Below are 18,110 nucleotides of genomic sequence, written 5' to 3'. Positions count from 1 at the left end.
CCGTCCGCCACTTCCACACCATCGTGTACAATCGGCGGAGGAAGCGAAACGCCCCTTCCACGCCCTCCTCCTTCCATTGCAGCTCGGCTTCCGGCGGCGCGGCAAAGAGGATGAAGACGCGCAGCGTATCCGCACCGTATTTGGAGACCATTTCGTCCGGATCAACGCCATTGCCGAGCGATTTGGACATCGCCAGCCACCGCCCGGCATACGGCCCGCTGGTGACGATGTTGAGCACCATGCCCTGGGTGAGAAGCCGCGTCACGGGTTCGGAAATATCCACCAGTCCCAGATCGCGCATGAACTTGCACCAGAAGCGCGTGTAAAGCAGGTGCATGATGGCGTGCTCCACCCCCCCGATGTATTGATCCACCGGGAACCAGTAGCGGATGATGTCGGGGTCAAACGGGGCACGGTCGTTTTTCGGATCGCAGTAGCGGAAATAGTACCAGCAGGAATCAACGAACGTATCCATCGTGTCGGTGTCACGTCGGGCAGCGCCTCCGCACGAAGGACAGGACGTGCGGATGAACTCCGGCACGTGATCGAGCGGTGATCCGCGTTCGCCGGTGAACGGCGCGTTCGGAGGAAGGATGACGGGCAAGTCCTCTTCCGCAACCGGGACAATTCCGCAGCGGTCACAGTGGATCATCGGCACCGGGGTTCCCCAGTAGCGCTGACGGGAAATTCCCCAATCGCGCAGCCTGTAGTTGACGGCAGCTTCTCCGAATCCGTGCGCCTGAGCATACTCGGTCATCCGGCGAATCGCCTCGGTCGAAGCGAGATCGGTGAACTCACCCGAGTGAATGAGGATGCCCTCGCCCTCATAGGCTTTCTCTTGCGTCTCGAAAAGAACGGGGTGGCCCGCGTCATCCACCGGAGCGATGACCTGACGGATGGGGAGACCGTACTTCCGGGCGAATTCAAAATCGCGTTGATCGTGCGCCGGAACGGCCATGATCGCGCCCGTGCCGTAGTCCATGAGGATGAAATTGGCGATCCAGATGGGCAGGCGCTCCCCATTGAAGGGATTGCGGGCAAAGAGTCCCGTATCCACGCCTTCTTTCTCCGTCTCGGCTGCCGACCGGACGCGCCGATCCATCTTTCTCATTCGCTCGACGAACCGGGCGATGTCCTGACGGTGCGGTGAACGGTCGCTGATCGCTGCGACGAGCGGATGCTCGGGGGCCAGGAGGATCGCCGTCGCTCCAAAGATTGTGTCAATGCGGGTGGTGAAGATGCGAACTGTCGTGCCCAAATCCTCGACGGGAAAATCCACGTGGGCGCCGACGCTCTTCCCGATCCAGTTCCGCTGCATGGTGAGGACCTTCTCCGGCCATCCGGCGGCCAGACGATCCAGCTCCTCCAGCAGCTCATCGGCATAGTGCGTGATCCGCACGAACCATTGAGCCAGCTCGCGCTGCTCGACGGGAGTGCCGCAGCGCCAGCACCCGCCCTGCGCCTGTTCGTTGGAGAGAACGGTCTGGCACTGGGGGCACCAGTTGACCGGCGCCTGTTTGCGGTAGACCAGTCCCCGCTCATACATCTTGAGGAAGAACCACTGATTCCAGCGATAATAGTCGGGCGTGTGGCTGGCGACTTCGCGCCGCCAGTCATAGCTGAGACCCAGACGTTGAAGCTGGCGCCGCATATAGGCGATGTTCTCTTCGGTCCAGGTCGCCGGGTGAATTCCATGCTTGATGGCCGCCTGTTCCGCCGGTTGACCAAAGGAATCCCAGCCCATCGGATGAAGAACGTTGTATCCCCGCATGCGTTTGTACCAGGCGAGCGCATCTCCAATGGAATAGTTGCGCACATGTCCCATGTGCAGGCGCCCGGACGGATAGGGCAACATCTCCAGGCAATAAAACTTGGGTCGGCGGGGATCAACCTCTGCCTCGAAGGCCCGCATCTGCTGCCAGCGAGCCTGCCATTTCGCTTCGACTTCTTCGGGATAATACTTTTCCTTCATGGCGTCAAACTCCTCTTGCGGGAGGAGGCGGGGAACTCTCTCGCCTTCAGCCGATCGCTTCGATACTTCTCCGGCGATCTCTCCCCGGCCTCTCCGTTCCGCTTCAAAGTCGTGATTATACGAGCCGCCGCCACGGAAGATCAACTACCTTCACCTGAGAATGGGGAAGCGTCAGGTACCAAGGGATTCCGCATGGAAGTTAGCGGAGCATCAGCCGCTCGATGGCAGTGGCGCGAAAGGTCGTCTCGTCAATTTCCACAATGGCTCCGCAGAGGCGAACATCGCCGGAGGCCACGTCAAACTTACGTGGCATCCCCCGGAGGAAGCGGTCGAGAATCTGCGCCGTGTCAATTCCGATGACGCTGTCATAGGGACCGGTCATGCCCAGATCGGTGATATAGGCCGTGCCGCGCGGCAGGATCATTTCATCGGCGGTGGGAACATGGGTGTGCGAACCGAAGACGAAACTCACCCGTCCGTCCAGATACCATCCCATGGCCCGCTTTTCCGACGTTGCTTCCCCATGCATGTCAACGAGAATGATTTGTTTCGGAGGCAGCTCGTTCAAAAGAGCATCGGCCGTGCGAAACGGGCAATCGCTCGGCTGCATGAAGACTCGCCCTTGCAGATTGATGACCGTAATCGGATGACCTGCCGCCGATCTCCCACTCCAGATACCGCGTCCCGGCACACCGGGAGGATAATTGGCCGGTCGGAGCAGTCGGGGCTCGGTCTCGATGATCTGGAACACTTCCTTCTTGTCGAAGATGTGGTTGCCCGAGGTCAGCACGTCAATGCCGGCGGCCAGAAGCTCGCCCACGACCGAAGGTGTCACGCCGAATCCACCGGCGGCGTTTTCCACGTTCGCAACGACGAAGTCAATCTCATATTCGCGCTTGAGGTGGGACAGCCGCTCTTGAATGATCCGGCGGCCCGGACGGCCCACAACATCTCCTATCGCTAGCACGCGCATATAAGACAAATAAAGTTCAGGGCTTCCGCTTGGCCGTGTGGTAGCATCAGTTGAACCTCTGTTCAACCACGTGGGCGGCCTAGCCTTATCGTCGGTTCCCCCGCCGCCTTTGACGGGGCCTCCCTTGATAAGTTATTCGCCTCGGCCTCCCGTTAAGTTAGTGTTGGCTCTAACTTCACTAGCCATCACGCACCTCGCAGAAGCCCCATTGCGTCGGACATGTTAAACCGGCTGCCGGTCCCGGGTCAAGCTTTTTCCGGCTCATGCCCAGGAGCTGCGCGTAAATGGGTTCCTTTTGCTACTGTAACGCCGCTCCACCGGCAGCACCAGCCACCGCCTGTATCCCTTTCCGTGGCCTGTCGGCGAGACGGCTCCGCTTCGGCCCCCTACATCGTCCCTTCGTCAGCCGAAGGGCCATAGATCGAGGGCACGGGGACATCATTAAGTCGCAGGTACACCCCCAATTGGGCTCGGTGGTGGATGCTGTGGTTCATAATAAAGCTTCGGAGTACCGCCACCCGGGGCATGCTGAAGACGACCTTGCCTCCGGCCAGAAGCGTCCACACCTGTCGCAGGTGGTCATCACCGGCGTCGGCCAGCACGGCTCGCGCCGCTCGCGTGTTTTTGTCGAAGAGATCGAGGATCTCCTGCCGGGACCCAAGTGGTACGAACTGCGACGGAGGACTCCCTTCGGGAGCCACATCAAGCGATTCCTTTGTGAGGGTTTCTACCATCCAGCCGGGAATCTGCGCCAGGTGTGTTGCCAGCGCTCCCATCGTCATGGACTTCGGATGGGGTCGCCAGTCGAGCTTGTCTTCGGGAACTCGTTCCAGCGTCCGACGTGTTCTGTCCATTTCATAGTCGAATTCCGGGAGCAAAGCGTCTGCGATTGCCATAGAGACCTCCGATCCATCTGGGGATGATCTTTCTCACGCCGTTGAAGATAGCCGATTCCGGCAGGGCTGTCCACAAGGCCCGGCTCATCGGCGAAAAATCGTGATGCGCGGTTGTCCGCTCAGGGGATTTTGATCTACACAGAAGGGAGCCACGAAGGCCCGCGTGAGATTTTCTTCGGTGAGAACGTCTGCTGGCGCCCCTGAAGCGAGGAGTCGCCCATCGGCCAGCAGGAGAACGCGATCGGCAAATTCCGATGCCAAATTCAGCTCGTGAGCGACGAAGATCGTCGAAAGATGTTGCTTCTCCGTGAACGTCCTCAGCAGCGAGAGCATCTCCACCTGATAACGAACATCCAGATTGGCCGTTGGCTCATCCAGCAGGAGCACGCGCGGCTGTCCCACCAGGGCGCGGGCCAGCACAACTCGCTGACGCTCTCCTCCCGACAGGCTGTTGACGCGGCGATCGGCGAGCTTGAGCGTCCCGGTCAGGCGAAGCACCTCCTCGGCCAGAGCAATATCGTCCTCGCGTTCAAATCCAAACCCGTTGGAGTGGGGGAATCGGCCCTGCACGACATACTCAAAGACGGTCAGGGGGAAACTGATCGCTTGTTCTTGCCGCACATAGCCGATCCGTTGGGCCAGCTCACGCGGCGAATACCGGTCAAGCGGCTGACCGTCGAGGAGGATCTCGCCCGCGTGCGGTCGCAACAGCCCGCGAATGAGACGCAAAAGCGTCGTTTTGCCAGCTCCATTTGGACCGATGAGAGAGGTCATCTCACCCGTGCGGGCGTGAAACGAAATGTCCTCGAGCAAGGGGCGATTGTAGCCAAACCAGAGATGACGCACGTCAATCATAACTCGGCTGTTTCAAAAGTACCGTCCGCCTGGCAAAGACGACCGATCATTACACCTCAGACCGTCTCCGACCCGCGGATTCACGCCTTACGCAGAAGATAAACAAACAGCGGCGCGCCGATCAGCGCCGTAACAGCCCCCACCGGCAACTCGCGGGGAGCAATGACCGTGCGGGCCAGCGTATCGGCGGCGACGATGACGATCGCACCCATCAGAGCGGCGGCGGGGATGACCAGACGGTTATCGCTTCCCCATCGCAGACGCACAAGATGAGGAACGATTAATCCCACGAATCCGATGGCGCCCGTGACCGAAACCGTGACTCCCGCCATCAGCGACGCCAGCACATACGCGATCGTCTTGACGCGCTCGACGTTCACTCCGAGAAGTCGCGCGTCCTCTTCGCCCACCAGAAGCAGATTCAGCCATCGAGCGCAGGCGTAGGCCCCGATGAGCGTGAGGACGAGAGCGGGCGCGATGAGCCCCAGGAGTCCCTCTCCGCCGCCGCTCACCGACCCCATCAGCCAGAACGTGAGCCCCCGCAGACGGGGGTCCGGCCAGGTCGCCAGAATCAGGGCGATCACCGACCAGAGGAAAGTCGCCACGATCACACCGGCCAGGACCAATCGTTCGGTCGTCATGCCCGTTTTCCCTCGACTCAACCCATAGACGAGGAGCGTCGTCGCCATGGCACCGGCAAAGGCCGAGAGCGGTCGCGCCCAGGGAAATACTTCCAACCAGACCAGAGACAGGATTGCTCCCAGGGCGGCCCCGCTGGAGATTCCCAGGACATAGGGTTCGGCCAGGGGATTCCGCAACAGCGCCTGAAGCACGGCTCCGGCGACCGAAAGCGACGCTCCCGCCAGTATACCGAGCGCAACGCGAGGAAGTCGAATGCGAAACAGTATCACGTCAACTACGGAATCGCGTCCTTCGGCCTGACCGAGTATCCGCGCGACGAAGCGATGGAGGATCACTCCCGGTTCAATCGGTTCGCTGCCCAGTACCAGGGCGACGAGGACGACGCAAATCAGCAGGGCGGCCAGAAGGGACGAGACGACCAGAACGCGCCGCCGCGTCACCAATGAGCGCGGAGGCCGTGCCCTGTTCGCCGCGCGTCGGCCGGTAAAAGAAGAGAGATCCTCGTTCGCCGGGCGAGAGAAGTCGCCCTCCGCGCTCGACGGTTGAGCAGCAGCGCGAGCCGTTTCCGTCGCTTTGAAAGCAGAAGGTATGGGCGTCATTGAAAGGCCTCCGGATGGAGCATGCGCGCCAGCTCTTCCAATCCGTCAACCAGACGAGGGCCCGGCCGCATGAGGAGATCGGTGTTGATGGCATAGATCCGCTTGTTCCGCAGAGCCGGCGTTGATGCGAGAGCGGGCCATTGGAGATCGGCAAGCCGTCGGCTCCCTCCCTCGCGCGAGGGAAGAACGAGAACCTCGGGGGCACGGGCCAGCACCGACTCAATGCTGTAGGGCGTCCACTCCCTCTCGGCATCGGCCGTGATGGAGTGACCGCCGGCTTTCTCCACCAGATCCGTGAGGAATGCACCCCGTCCGGCCACGATGAGGGGATCGCGCTGAATGACCAGGAGCACGCGCGGTCGAGGCAAATGCCGGGTTCGCTCCACCACCCGCTCGATGCGGGTTTGCAAGGAACGAACGAGGGCCTCCGCACGTTCCCGCTCGCCGGTCACATCGCCGAGATGCCGCAGCGTCTCCAGCACATCTTCCACCCGGTTGGCCTTCACCACGTAAAGGGGAATGCCGACTTCGACGAGCCGCCTGGCGAACATCTCAAGCTGCGTCGCCGTAGAAATAATGACCAGATCGGGCGCGAGCGCCACGATGCGTTCGAGGCTGGGAGCCATAACATCACCGACTTTCTCCTTTGCCCTGGCCTCCGGCGGATAATCGCACAGGGTCGTCACGCCAACCACCCGATCCCCCAGCCCAAGAGCAAAAAGCATTTCGGTCACGCTCGGAGCCAGCGAGATGATTCGTCGCGGAGGGACGCTCACTTCCACCCGGCGGCCCAGCTCATCTATCACCACGCGCGTGGTCTCCGGCGACGTCAGCGACGCAGGTCGGTGACAGGCCATCACCGAGAGGAAAATCACCACAACGCCCACAGCGAGCGGAGAGAAACGGACTCGTCGCGCGCGTCGGGCCGATGCATAAACCCGGCGCGGAGGCCAGAGAGAAGTGATGGACCGGCTCCTTCGGAGTTGCCCGTTAAGATCAGGCGATGGAGCGAAACGACGCAGGCTCCGGCACCGTCCGGGATCGAGCGCGTGAGGCCGATATCGTTCACTCACCCGCTCGAGCCAGCGACGGAATTGACTCCGTATGCGTGAGTAGCGTTCGGGACAGCGCCCCTTCGCCCCGGGGAAAGCGTGTGGCGAGATGGCCTCTCCACCGTCACATCTCGTTTGTTGCCACTGTTGTGTGCTCTGATGGAGGAACGCAGGGAAGAGAATATCTTCGGGCGTTTGCGGGCACCATCGGTGGTGACCGATCAGAGGAAGGGACGAACAATTCGGCATGGTAGCGTCTCCTCGCGCTCACATGTCCTGACGAGCCTGCGGGCAGGTCTCCTGACTCGGCTCCTGACTCGCCGTGGCCGAGAAGGGGCACCACAGGGGATTGCACTCCTCTCACCTGCCGGTCGCGTGCTGTCCGATGGCTCGTGCCCTTTTCCTCTGGCCTGTCGGAGGCGAGCAGGTCAGCGCCTTCCCAGGTGCTCAGGTCGCACCCAGTGGCATCTGTGCCGACCATGCGGAACCTCACAGTGGCGGGACCGTGCCGGATTTGCACCGGCTTCCCTATTCTCCCGGATGATCTGTATGCCCGAGATCATCCGAGCACCCGCAGCCGTTATCAAAGATCAACTGCAATATCAGGATCAAACCCAAAAATATCACCGACGGGAAAAACGTGTCAACCGCTCACGCAGCGCAGAAGTAGCGCAGCCTTTCCCGGTTGCGAAAGGTAGCCCGGACTTTCCAGTCTGCGAGAAAGACGCAGGCTCGAAAGCCCGCGCTACGGGTGATAAACTATGGAGCGGAGGAACGATGATGGCTCACAGAATAGACGATCTCACGCGAGTCTTCGTGGCGATCCTGATTCTTCTTTTGATCCCGTTGTTTTCACCCCTCGGGAATAATTTCCGCAAGGAATTTGCCTCAGATCGGGGCCAGCACCACACTCTCCCTTCCCGATTATCCCCTTCCTCCGAAAAAGAGCCACAGATTGCCCGCATTCTTACTGACTCGTTCGTCCCGCTGAAAATCGGTGGAATCTGTGATGCGGACGTCCCGGAGCGATGGGGGGAGGCGTTCGGACGCGAGAGTTCATGGCCGGCGGGCACAGCTTTCGCTGCGGAAAACAAAAACCCTTATGACAAGTTTCGCACGGCCAGTTACAGCAATCAGGGGCTTTATCCCGAAGAGGATGAAATTCGGTTGGGCGCTGAACTGCACCGGCAGCTTCAGCAGCAGGAAACGTTCGTCACCGATCCCGCCATCACCCGCTACATTCAGGAACTGGGGCAGCGGCTGGCCCGCGTGTCCAAACGGCCCGATCTGACCTACCGCTTCTTTGTCATCGAGGATCCGACGGTCAATGCCTTCGCCTTGCCCGGCGGCTACATTTACATTCACACGGGACTGTTGCAAACGGTCGAGAGCGAGAGCGAGCTGGCCTCGGTGCTCGGTCATGAGATCGCTCATGTCGTTGCCCGTCACGGCCTGAAGAACCTGAAGAGGGCACAGCAATGGCAATTCTTCATCGGGCTTCTCAATCTGGGCCTCGATGCGGCGCTCGGCCAGGGGAGAGCCCGCTATGGCCAACTGGCCTCGCAGTTGCTCGCCGCCGGGATTCTCACCAAGCACTCGCGGGATGCCGAACGCGAGGCGGATTTCCTCGGACTTCATGAGATGTATCGTGCTCAGTATGATCCTCGCGGAATGATCTCGATGTTCCAGAAACTCGAGCGCATCTCGCGCCAGAATCCCGATCTGCTCGGCTTCGTGTTTCGCACGCATCCCCCGGCGTCCGAGCGCATCCGCAACACGCAGGCCGAGATCACCGATCATCTCGAACTGAGCGAGGAATTGATTCAAAACACCGACGACTTCCTCGCCATGAAACGGCGCTTCCGGGAACTGGGGCTTGGTCATGTGCGGCCCCGTCAGCGAAGGAGATGAGTCTTTCGCCGGGGGGTGCTCAGGTCATCCATCGCGCCGACGGCGATCACGGCACCGCGCCGAAGAACGTGCGTGACTGAGCGAGAGATGTGCCCGTCGCAAAAACCCGGTCACGAGACCAAGGCGAGAGGAACCCTCCCCTTTTCGCCTCCCGGAGGTCGGTGACAAATGATCGAGCGAATTCTCACCGTCACCCTGGAGAGCATCTTCGTCCTTCTTCTTCTGGGGCTTCCTCTGGCCCTCGGCGCAGTCGAAGCCTGGGGGTACGGCGCGATGGAAGTGGGAGTTGCCCTGCTCATTCTTCTCTATGCCCTGCGGACGATCCTCGACGGCTCGCTTCGCTATCTCCGCTCGCCGCTCAACGTGCTTCTTGGGGTCGGCGTGATCATTCCCCTGCTGCAACTGATCCCGCTTCCGCTCCAAGCGCTGGCTGCTCTGGCTCGTCCCACAGCGGACATCCAGGAGCAGCTCCGTCTCCTCGGAGCATCCCTCACATCCGCTCCCCTGGCGCTCAATCGGGACCTTCTGTACGACGACCTGCTCAAACTCATCAGCTATACCGCGACCTTTTTCCTGGCGCTCAACTGGTTCACGAATGAGCGGCGGGTGAAACGATTTTTCCTCTATTTCGCTGTGATCGGAACGGCTGTGGCGGGATTTGCTCTCGTTCAACTGGCCTTCTGGAACGGGAAGATTTTCTGGCGCATTTCGACGGAATCGGCCTTTCCTTTCGGCCCCTACATCAATCACAACCACTTCGCCGGACTGATGGAATTGACGCTCGGAGCAGCGCTCGGGCTCGTCCTGGCTGACCTGCTGCCGGTGCTCAGCGGGCGCGTTCGGCTGCGCGATTTTTCCGGCGCGAGCACCATACTTTTCGCCGGGATGTGCGGGGTGATGATTCTCGGCCTCCTCCTCTCGCGCTCCCGTGGCGGACTGATCAGCATCGTGGGGGCGATGGTGATTCTTCCCTTCCTCATCCGGCAATCGGGCTCCTGGCGCACGATGGTCCTGGTGGGGATCGTTCTTCTGCTGTGTGTGGGGGGAGCGCTGGCCCTGGGTTCAGGAGCAGTGCTCGGATCATACATGGTCACTCCCGATGATCCCTCGGCCATTTATCGGCTGGTCACCTGGCGCGATACGTTGCGGCTGGTGAGGGATTACCTTCTGATCGGCTGTGGCGTGGGAAACTTTGCCGAAGCCTTCCCGCCCTACAAATCCTCCTTCTCCGGCTACTTCATCGTTCACCCGGAGAACGACTATCTCCAGACGCTGGCGGAAACCGGCGTCATCGGATTTGGCCTCGTTCTGGCTTCGGGAGGAATCTACTTCCGGCGAGTTGTTCGACTCCTGGCTCTGCGACGCAATGAACAGGCGCGGGCGCGGGTGACGGGAGGACTCTTTGGTCTGGTGGCCTTTTGCCTTCACGGGCTGTACGACTTCAACTTTCACATTCCGGCCAATGCGTTTGCCTTTGCGGTGCTGGCGGCGCTCGTGCTGGCGCAGGCCGCCTTGCACACGCGATCCAGTGGCGAAGCGGCGGTGATCGGCAACGTCCGAAGTCTGACGTGGGCTCGGTCCCCGATTCTCTTTGGAACGCTCACGGGCGTTCTCGTCCTCGGGGCGATCGCGTATGCTGCCTTTGCGGTTCACGCCGCCCGGAATGCGCTCGCCTTTCAAGCATGGATCCGGTCCTACCCGACGACGCCGCCGGAGCAGGCGCTCGAGGTACGTGATCCCCTCATTCCTGGCTACGAGGGGGAGATGCTGCACTGGCGCGCTCGACAACTGTTTGACTTTGGGCAGTATCCGGGCTGGGCTCGCTGGCAGCAGTATGCCTTTTTCGAGCGGGCTGCAGAGTTGGCGCGGGAATCGGTTCGTCGGCGTCCGGCGCGCGGGCGCTACTGGGCGCTCTATGCCAAGGCCCTGGCCGAACTCGGCGAGCACCCGCAGGCTCTCCTGGCCTTTGACCGGGCGCTGGCTCTCGATCCCTCCAATGCCGATATTCACTATGACCGGGCTCGCTACGCCGTCTTCCTGGAGGATGCGGAGACGGCGAGTCGAGAATTCGCCGCTGCCCGACGACTGAACCCGCGATTGGATCTCGTGCCGATACTGACACTGCTCTCCTCAATTACCACCGACCACGAATTCCTCCGGCGAGTTGTCATAACCGGTGAGGACGAGCGCATCTTCAAGCAGTGGCATGACAAGCACCTCTCCACTTTCACCCGATCGTCTCCTCGATGACGTGATTTTTCCCGTAACCCCTTCTCCGGATAAGCCCGTTAGTTGTGGAATGGACAGCAGAGGCAACGTTCGGCATCGAACCTGATCCGTGCGAGGGGCGCCTCTAGGCCGGCGGCATCTGGACGCTTTGTGCCGGATCAGATAAGATGACTCATGCCGCCGACACAGGGAGCGAGGGAATGTCGGGGCTGCACGAGCCGGGTTGCCAGTGCGACCGAGTCAAATTTGATCAGGAGGAGGCAGAGATGAGGAGAACGATTGCGGATCTTGATAGCTACATCAGGAGCGTCCGACAGGAATTTGAGGAGCGACTCGCTGCGCTCGTAGAGATTCCTACCGTCAGCATGGATCCCGCTCACAAGGGTGATATTCACCGGGGCGCTGATCTCGCGGCTCAGTATCTGCGAGACATTGGAGCGACTGTCGAAATTGTGAAAACACCGGGCAATCCCGTGGTGTTTGGAAAGCTCATGACGGGCTCGAAGAATCCGACGGTGGTCATCTACAATCATCTCGATGTGCAACCGGCGGACCCGACGGAGTGGAAGACGCCGCCGTTTGTCTTCACCCGTGAAGATGGGCGCTATCTCGGTCGGGGGACAACCGATGACAAAGGTCCTGCCCTCACGGCGATGCTGGCGGCCTTTTACGCCGTCAAAAGTGGCATACCGCTCAACATCCTTTTCATCTGGGAACTGGAGGAGGAAATCGGCAGCCCTCACTTCGAGGATTTCATCCGGACGAAGCGGCGCGAGCTGAAGGTGAATTCGGTCGTCGTCTCGGATACGATCTGGATCGCCCGTCACAAGCCGGCCGTCCCTTATGGACTGCGGGGATTACTGGGACTGACGCTCACGCTGGAGACGGGAAAGAAAGATGCGCACTCGGGGGTGACCGGCGGACCCGCACGCAATCCTGTCGGCGAGTTATGCCAGGTCATCGCCGAATGCTTCGATGCTCGAACCGGTCGCGTGAAGATTCCCGGCTTTTACGACGATGTGCGCCGACCGACCAAGAAAGAGATCGAAAACTACCTGGCCTCGGGATTCAACGTGCGGCGCTTCATGAAAGTTCACGAGTTCACCTCGCTGCGCACCACCGATCCGGTCAAGGTCGTCACCGGCATCATGGCCCAACCGACCTTTGAAGTTCACGGAATTGTCGGTGGCTACAGCGGGCCCGGCATCAAGACGATCATCCCTCCCCGCGCCGAGGCCAAGATCAGCATGCGCCTGGTCCCCGATATGGATGCGGACAAAATTTTCCGGCTCGTCAGCCGCTTCATCAAAAAGATCAATCCCGATGTGGTGATCAAACGCGAGGGAACACTCCGTCCCTACCTCGGCGAGTTCACCGGACCCTATGCCGATGCTGCCCGTCGCGCCATGAGAGCCGCTTTCGGCAAAGACCCCGCCTTCACCCGTGAGGGAGGGTCCATCGGAGCCGTTGTCACCATGCAAGAGTATCTCAAGGTCCCCATCATCTTTCTCGGGCTGAGTCTCCCCGAACACGGCTACCATGCTCCGAACGAAAACTTCGACTGGATGCAGGCCTCCGGGGGAATCAAGATGTTCGTTCACTATTTCAATGAGATTTCCCGCCTCACCTGAAGCCCGCCAGCTCGTTGAAAGAAGCCGTTGCCGGGATCAAGAAGCGGATGATCCTCAAGGCTCTCCAGGCCTGTCGGCACAATCAACAGCGGGCGGCGCGGATGCTCGGCGTGAGTCGCCAGGGGGGATCAAGGAGATGAAACGGTACGGCATCAGGTAGAGCGTGTCGAGGAAGAAGCCCTGAATATCTCGCTCCGGATGCGGACCATCGGTATCTGCATAAATTCAGTCCCTCCGGAGTGAAATGATCGTCGCTGGTCACTGCCGCCCTGAATTCCCCACAAACCCTATTTCGCCCGGTTGGGATTTGATCTGAATCTCTCTCGCCGGTGCCGGGGGGCTATTGCATGTCGTCCTGTTGGGGCTCGCCGGGGGGATCGTTTGCTGTCCTTGCCGAAAATCCACTTGACGGTTGGTTCCGGCAGGTTGCACAATCTTTGCTGCCTGGGTAGGGAAACCCTTGGGTGAAAGGAGCAGGGCGCGATGGGACCTAAAAGAATATCCGCCGTGTTGCTCTTTCTTCTCCTGAACGTCAAAATCCCCTCCATCGCCACCACGGACTTTGATCCTCCGGCTGTGATGCCGAATGAAGACGATGTCATCATCAACGAGTTCGTAGTAAATCCGACAAGCGGCAAGGAGTATGTGGAACTCTTGGTCGTCCGTCCCGGCGGAGCGGATCTTCGAGGCTGGACGCTCTCGGATGTAGGAACCCGCGCGGGCTCCCCAAGCGGGGCGGAAGGAGACGTGACACTTCCCTCATCGGCGTCTTTCCTCGGTTGCGTCCCGCAGGGGACCTACGTGGTGATTGTGTTGACGACGCCTTCCGCGAACACAAACACGCTCACCGAAGATACCACCCTCGATGACGGAAACAACAGGCTCGTCCTCATCGCCGGGGTGACCAATGGGATGGCGACGGCGGGTACACTCGATATTTCTACGAACGAAAATCTCCAGGTATATGCCGGCAATCGCGCCACGGGCCCGCTCATTGACCAGGTGCTCGCAGGAAATAATACATCGCTCATCGCGGGTGCAACCTGGGGCGACAATAATTCGACGACGACGGGCGATAACATTAACGCGGGCAGCGCAATGCCGAGTAACGCGGCTGTTCGGTTTGTCCCTTCGGCCACCACGCTAGACGGTTTTCAAGACAATGATACCGGCTCCCGGTTCTCCGTTGACGCGAATTCCTACGGTTCGCCCGGTTCAAAGAATAGCGGCGTGAGCAGCGATTCCTCTCTGACCAACCCTTCGTTCTCCGGCGGCAGCGTGCCTGCCGGATGCTACCACGGAGTGACGATTTCCGGCGCTGCGACTCTTGAGGGCGATACGACCGTCTATGGCACGCTCCTGCTCGCTGCTGATCTCACGACGGGATCATTCAGTTTGATCATGCCGGGCAGTGGCAGCTCCGCTGGTACGGGCGAGGTCATCGGGACGGTGATACGCACGGGATTTGTGGCCGGCGGGGATGCTCTCAGCTTCGGCAATCCGTTCACGACTCTTCGCTTTGCTCCGGGGAGCACGGTCCCGTCGGCCGTCAGCGTCACGCTGGTGAAGTCCTCGCCGCCGGATTTCTCGACCGCCGTCGCCCGAACCTACACGATCGCGGCTACAGGAGGCGGCAGCTTTTCCGCCACGCTGCGATTACACTATCGGGATGAGGAACTCGGCAGCAACGTCGAGTCGGCGCTGGTCCTCTGGCGATTCAACGGCTCAGCGTGGATCGAGCAACCGGTGACGGCCTCCGACTCAACAGATAACTGGGTCGAGACCAGCGGCGTCACGGAACTCTCCCGTTGGACGCTGGCTTCGAGTCCTTCTAATCGTTCACCCATAGCGCAGTGCCGGGATGTAACGGTATCGGCGGGTGCGGGATGCCTGGCATCAGCCTCAATTGACAATGGCTCGTTCGATCCTGATGGCGATCCGATCACGCTCCAGCAATCGCCGCCGGGACCCTATCCGCTCGGCACGACAATGGTCACGCTCACGGTAGCCGACAATCACGGAGCCTCAGACCAGTGTACGGGCACGGTGACAGTTGTGAATCATCCGCCGAGTGCCGCTGCCGGACAGGATCAAACCGCCGAAGAAGGTTCGGCGGTGACGCTGATGGGTTCGGGAACCGATCCTGATCCGGGACAAACACTCACGTTCCAGTGGAGGCAAACGGGTGGGCCCCCGGTGACGCTCTCGGGAGCCGACACGCCTGTCCTTGAATTTATGGCTCCTCCGGTTGACGGCTGCGACCAGAGACTCGAATTTGAATGGAAGGTGACGGATTCTTGTGGAGCTTCGGCCACAGATGTGCTGACCGTGAGGGTTGATGACGTTCAGCGTCTCCGCGATGAAAGAAATGGTAACGGATTGACGCTCAATCTCTGTCGGTCGTTCTACACCTTTCAGACGCCCCAGAGCGGGACGTTCACCGGTCCGGTGAGGATCCGACAAAGAGGAACGCTTCTGTCTTACGAGAGTCCGGGGGGCTCCCTGCCCTTGCTGCGAGGAGTCATTGATCTCCGGCGACGGATAGGAGTAGCTGTTTTAGTCGCGGCGCAGGGGCGATCCCGACGGATCTTCTCTCTGGTAGATTGGCATATTGACCGGTAGCGCCCGGAAGCCATACGGTTACTCCTGCCCCGGAAATTCCAGGGCTGAAAGCGGACCAATCCGCTCAGCCTCTTACCGGGGCAGATATTTTTTGGGGAATTTGGCCACCACCGTGTAGAGCGGGTCCACGGCATTGGCCACGCGCGTCACGCCGACTTGCGAGACGACCTGGAGCGCTTCCCATTTGTTGAAGCCGTAGTCCTCGGTGAGCCACTTGATCAGTTCGACCTGAGCGATGCGAAAGGCATCAATGAGCGGGCGGGCGCTGCCGGCCACCATGATGAAATCGGCATCTTCCAATCGCGGCCAGGCGATGGTCTTGCCCTTGATGAGGTCGAATTGAAAGGTCACGTCCATCGTTGTCTCCAGACCCGATCCGCAGATTTCGCCGTCTCCCTGAAGGGCATGGCCGTCGCCGAAGTAAAAGAGCGCCCCCTCGTGAAAGATGGGGAGATAAACGGTCGTTCCTTCGCGGACATCGGCAGCGTCCATGTTCCCGCCGAAGGCGCCCGGCCACAGCCCGTCGAAGGATTCCTCGCCCGGCGGAGCCGTGGCCACCCGACCGAGCATGGGCGAGAGGGCGACTTCGATCTTTTTCATCCGGCTCTCCGGCAACTCCAGCGTGCCGGTCATTCGCTGCCGATCAATCCTCCAGACGAAGCGCCGGGCGGGTATCGGATCGGTGAGCATCGGCGTCCAGCGATCGGCCGCCAGCACGCCAAAGGTTGGATTGTGCGTGGAGACGGCGACATCGCGGTTGGGCCGCAAACGCAAAATCTTCACCACCAAGGTATCGTTGGGCGTGGCTCCCTCGATGTAGAACGGGCCGACTTCGCCCGGCCATTTTCCCCCAGGACGCTCGTACCACTCTCCCCACAACGTCTCCGTTTCCACGATGTCTCCCGGTTTGATTCGCAGGACTGGCTCCCGCTTGGCGAACGTCGGATACCCCACGCGCGGTTTGAATCGGTGAGTTTCAGCCCGAAGGGATCGCGCGCCAGCGCTCGCCAGCACAATGACGCCGACAATCAGGTAGCAAAGAGATCTCGATGCCATATTCCCCTCTCCTCCAATATTTGGTCTCAAAACCGGATCGGTGTTGCTCCGTCTTTGCCGGTGCAGGTGAACAATTCTGCGCGATGTGATCCTCATCGTCCAGTCAAGGGCGATGATAACAGTCCTTCTTCACGACGGCAGCATCGAACCAATTCAGCGGACATCGGCGAAAGGAGGGACATTCCCTCTTCCTGAGCGTGCGTTGATCGGTTTTGTCTCTGTCCACTAGAATTACGTGGCATGCTGGATGATCGAAGCGGGATTCAGTCAGGGAGGTGGCGTATGAAAGGGTTTGCTCTCCGCCTGGGTGGTGGGCTGCTGCTTGTTCTTTGTGCCGCATTGATCCTCTCAGCCCGAAACGACCTGAGCGTGGCCGATGCGCAACGGGCGCGTCTCGTGACGGGACTCGCGCGCGTCAAGATCAGCGGGAAATGGGCCTACATTGATCGTACCGGACGCATCGTCATCAATCCCCAGTTTGAGGAAGCCGGTGATTTCGCCGAAGGATTAGCTCCCGTCAAGATGGGAGGGAAGTGGGGATACGTTGATCGCACCGGACGCATCGTCATCAATCCCCAGTTCGAAGAAGCGGGCGCCTTCGCTCAAGGGTTGGCGCGGGTGAAACTCAACGGTAAATGGGGATATGTTGACCGCAAGGGTCAGATGGTCATCCCCTCGCAGTTCAACGAAGCGGGCGACTTCTCCCGCGCTTTATGACGGGTAGCGCAGATCGTGGAGTCTGCGGCTCTTGGCCGGCTGCAAAGCCTCTGCCCACTCACGATGACGTGGTGACCTCTGTCGCAAAAGCGGGAATGATCTCGCGTCCGTAGATTTTGACCGGTCTGCTCCTCGTCGCCACCCGTGAGGTAGATGTCGAACCGGGTCACGCCCAGAGCCTGGAGCTGGCGCAGTCGGCGGAGATGCTCCTCGATCGGGCCGACGATGCAATAGCGATCAACGATCTCATCGGGGACGAAAGCGGCCTGGGAGCTGCCCACTTCGGCACGGTGGCGATAGTCGTAGCCGGGGCGATGACGAACGTAGCCCCCGCACGAATCCGAGACACCCACTGGATCAAATCAGGATCGGCGAATGGCAAAATAACGTCCTCGGCGATCCGTCCGCTCGTGCGCAGGGATCTGCGCCATAACCCGCGACCCATACCGGAGGCATGCGCGCGGTCGCCCGGGTCATCTGGATGGGCTGACCGTCGCAGAGGACCGGTCGGCCGGCGGTCCGCTCCCGCACCAGTCGCACCGTTTCTTCCAGTCGTCGAGCGTCGTCGGCTTTTTTCCCATCACCCGACGGGAGCTGTCGCTGCGCCCGATGCCCAGGTCCATGCGCCCTCCCGCAAATGCGATGGAGCGTCGCGTAGAGACTCGCCGTGACCGTGACATCGCGTACCGCCGGGTTCGTCACGCACGTCCCAAACCTCATGCGTCGCGCGTTGGCGGCCATGAGCGTGAGCAACGGATACGGGTCCTGCCGGAGAATGTGTGAATCGAACCACCATCCGTAGCTGAAGATCGCCGCCTCCGCCTCGCACGCCAGCGCGACGATGCGCTCCAAAGTCGGCTTTGAAAGTGATGGGAGATTCCATAGGCACTCTCACCGATGGAAATGAATCGTTGCGGAAAGGCAGGGTTGCAGTCTCTTGAAGATAAAGGCCGAT

At 60.4% G+C, this 18,110-nt stretch carries 14 protein-coding genes and 1 riboswitch; of the genes, 5 read left to right on the top strand and 9 right to left on the bottom strand.

Annotated features, from left to right (window positions below; genetic code table 11):
* The 6 genes from leuS to VNM72_06055 all read right to left on the bottom strand — a co-directional run.
* Window positions 1–1,972, bottom strand: a 1,972-nt coding sequence (gene leuS / locus VNM72_06080; GenBank protein ID HXF04967.1) for a leucine--tRNA ligase, incomplete at its 3' end; no start/stop codon positions are given.
* 199 nt (window positions 1,973–2,171) lie between these two features.
* Complete coding sequence (locus VNM72_06075; protein HXF04966.1) at window positions 2,172–2,945, bottom strand: TIGR00282 family metallophosphoesterase; 774 nt, start codon at window positions 2,943–2,945, stop codon at window positions 2,172–2,174.
* A gap of 386 nt (window positions 2,946–3,331) precedes the next feature.
* A complete protein-coding gene (locus tag VNM72_06070) occupies window positions 3,332–3,841 on the bottom strand; it encodes a DinB family protein (GenBank protein ID HXF04965.1) in 510 nt (169 codons plus the stop codon).
* Window positions 3,842–3,925: 84 nt separating this feature from the next.
* Window positions 3,926–4,696 carry an ABC transporter ATP-binding protein gene (locus VNM72_06065; GenBank protein ID HXF04964.1) on the bottom strand — a complete coding sequence of 257 codons (771 nt, stop codon included), beginning with the start codon at window positions 4,694–4,696 and terminating at the stop codon, window positions 3,926–3,928.
* Between the two features lie 80 nt (window positions 4,697–4,776).
* Entirely contained in the window at window positions 4,777–5,937 is a 1,161-nt protein-coding gene (locus tag VNM72_06060; GenBank protein ID HXF04963.1) for an iron ABC transporter permease, read from the bottom strand.
* Window positions 5,934–7,238 carry a cobalamin-binding protein gene (locus VNM72_06055; GenBank protein HXF04962.1) on the bottom strand — a complete coding sequence of 435 codons (1,305 nt, stop codon included), beginning with the start codon at window positions 7,236–7,238 and terminating at the stop codon, window positions 5,934–5,936. Before VNM72_06055 ends, VNM72_06060 begins: the two co-directional genes overlap by 4 nt.
* Before the next feature lie 23 nt (window positions 7,239–7,261).
* Window positions 7,262–7,579, bottom strand: a riboswitch (cobalamin riboswitch).
* Window positions 7,580–7,766: 187 nt separating this feature from the next.
* On the opposite strand from VNM72_06055, the gene VNM72_06050 reads away from it, so the two are divergent.
* The 4 genes from VNM72_06050 (at window position 7,767) to VNM72_06035 (ending at window position 15,382) form a co-directional block, all read left to right on the top strand.
* Window positions 7,767–8,900, top strand: a complete 1,134-nt coding sequence (locus VNM72_06050) for a M48 family metallopeptidase (GenBank protein HXF04961.1) — start codon at window positions 7,767–7,769, stop codon at window positions 8,898–8,900.
* Between the two features lie 168 nt (window positions 8,901–9,068).
* Window positions 9,069–11,150 (top strand): O-antigen ligase family protein, encoded by a 2,082-nt coding sequence (locus VNM72_06045; GenBank protein HXF04960.1) that lies wholly within the window; start codon window positions 9,069–9,071, stop codon window positions 11,148–11,150.
* A 245-nt stretch (window positions 11,151–11,395) separates the two neighbouring features.
* Window positions 11,396–12,760 carry a M20/M25/M40 family metallo-hydrolase gene (locus VNM72_06040; GenBank protein ID HXF04959.1) on the top strand — a complete coding sequence of 455 codons (1,365 nt, stop codon included), beginning with the start codon at window positions 11,396–11,398 and terminating at the stop codon, window positions 12,758–12,760.
* A 483-nt stretch (window positions 12,761–13,243) separates the two neighbouring features.
* Entirely contained in the window at window positions 13,244–15,382 is a 2,139-nt protein-coding gene (locus tag VNM72_06035) for a hypothetical protein (protein ID HXF04958.1), read from the top strand.
* Between the two features lie 72 nt (window positions 15,383–15,454).
* On the opposite strand, the gene VNM72_06030 is transcribed toward VNM72_06035, so the two are convergent.
* The gene (locus tag VNM72_06030) at window positions 15,455–16,438 is read right to left on the bottom strand and encodes an acetamidase/formamidase family protein (protein ID HXF04957.1); all 984 of its coding nucleotides are present in this window, start codon (window positions 16,436–16,438) and stop codon (window positions 15,455–15,457) included.
* Between the two features lie 282 nt (window positions 16,439–16,720).
* Here VNM72_06030 and VNM72_06025 point away from each other — a divergent pair, with 282 nt between their 5' ends.
* Entirely contained in the window at window positions 16,721–17,155 is a 435-nt protein-coding gene (locus VNM72_06025) for a WG repeat-containing protein (protein HXF04956.1), read from the top strand.
* On the opposite strand, the gene VNM72_06020 is transcribed toward VNM72_06025, so the two are convergent.
* Complete coding sequence (locus VNM72_06020; GenBank protein HXF04955.1) at window positions 17,098–17,508, bottom strand: hypothetical protein; 411 nt, start codon at window positions 17,506–17,508, stop codon at window positions 17,098–17,100. The genes VNM72_06025 and VNM72_06020 overlap by 58 nt on opposite strands.
* 4 nt (window positions 17,509–17,512) lie before the next feature.
* Window positions 17,513–18,007, bottom strand: a complete 495-nt coding sequence (locus tag VNM72_06015) for an LLM class flavin-dependent oxidoreductase (protein ID HXF04954.1) — start codon at window positions 18,005–18,007, stop codon at window positions 17,513–17,515.
* Window positions 18,008–18,110: the final 103 nt, after the last annotated feature.

Source organism: Blastocatellia bacterium (genome assembly GCA_035573895.1).
Taxonomy (GTDB): Bacteria; Acidobacteriota; Blastocatellia; order HR10; family HR10; genus DATLZR01.
The sequence above is the reverse complement of the archived record's forward strand: the minus strand, read 5'-3'. Positions and strand labels throughout refer to the sequence as shown.

Excerpts from the sequence above, each read along its gene's own strand:
- VNM72_06070 (HXF04965.1), bottom strand. The coding sequence starts at position 3,841 with ATGGCAATCGCAGACGCTTTGCTCCCGGAATTCGACTATGAAATGGAC.
- VNM72_06045 (HXF04960.1), top strand. The coding sequence starts at position 9,069 with ATGATCGAGCGAATTCTCACCGTCACCCTGGAGAGCATCTTCGTCCTT.
- VNM72_06065 (HXF04964.1), bottom strand. The coding sequence starts at position 4,696 with ATGATTGACGTGCGTCATCTCTGGTTTGGCTACAATCGCCCCTTGCTC.
- VNM72_06030 (HXF04957.1), bottom strand. The coding sequence starts at position 16,438 with ATGGCATCGAGATCTCTTTGCTACCTGATTGTCGGCGTCATTGTGCTG.
- VNM72_06050 (HXF04961.1), top strand. The coding sequence starts at position 7,767 with ATGATGGCTCACAGAATAGACGATCTCACGCGAGTCTTCGTGGCGATC.
- VNM72_06040 (HXF04959.1), top strand. The coding sequence starts at position 11,396 with ATGAGGAGAACGATTGCGGATCTTGATAGCTACATCAGGAGCGTCCGA.
- VNM72_06055 (HXF04962.1), bottom strand. The coding sequence starts at position 7,238 with ATGCCGAATTGTTCGTCCCTTCCTCTGATCGGTCACCACCGATGGTGC.
- VNM72_06025 (HXF04956.1), top strand. The coding sequence starts at position 16,721 with ATGAAAGGGTTTGCTCTCCGCCTGGGTGGTGGGCTGCTGCTTGTTCTT.
- VNM72_06075 (HXF04966.1), bottom strand. The coding sequence starts at position 2,945 with ATGCGCGTGCTAGCGATAGGAGATGTTGTGGGCCGTCCGGGCCGCCGG.
- VNM72_06035 (HXF04958.1), top strand. The coding sequence starts at position 13,244 with ATGGGACCTAAAAGAATATCCGCCGTGTTGCTCTTTCTTCTCCTGAAC.
- VNM72_06060 (HXF04963.1), bottom strand. The coding sequence starts at position 5,937 with ATGACGCCCATACCTTCTGCTTTCAAAGCGACGGAAACGGCTCGCGCT.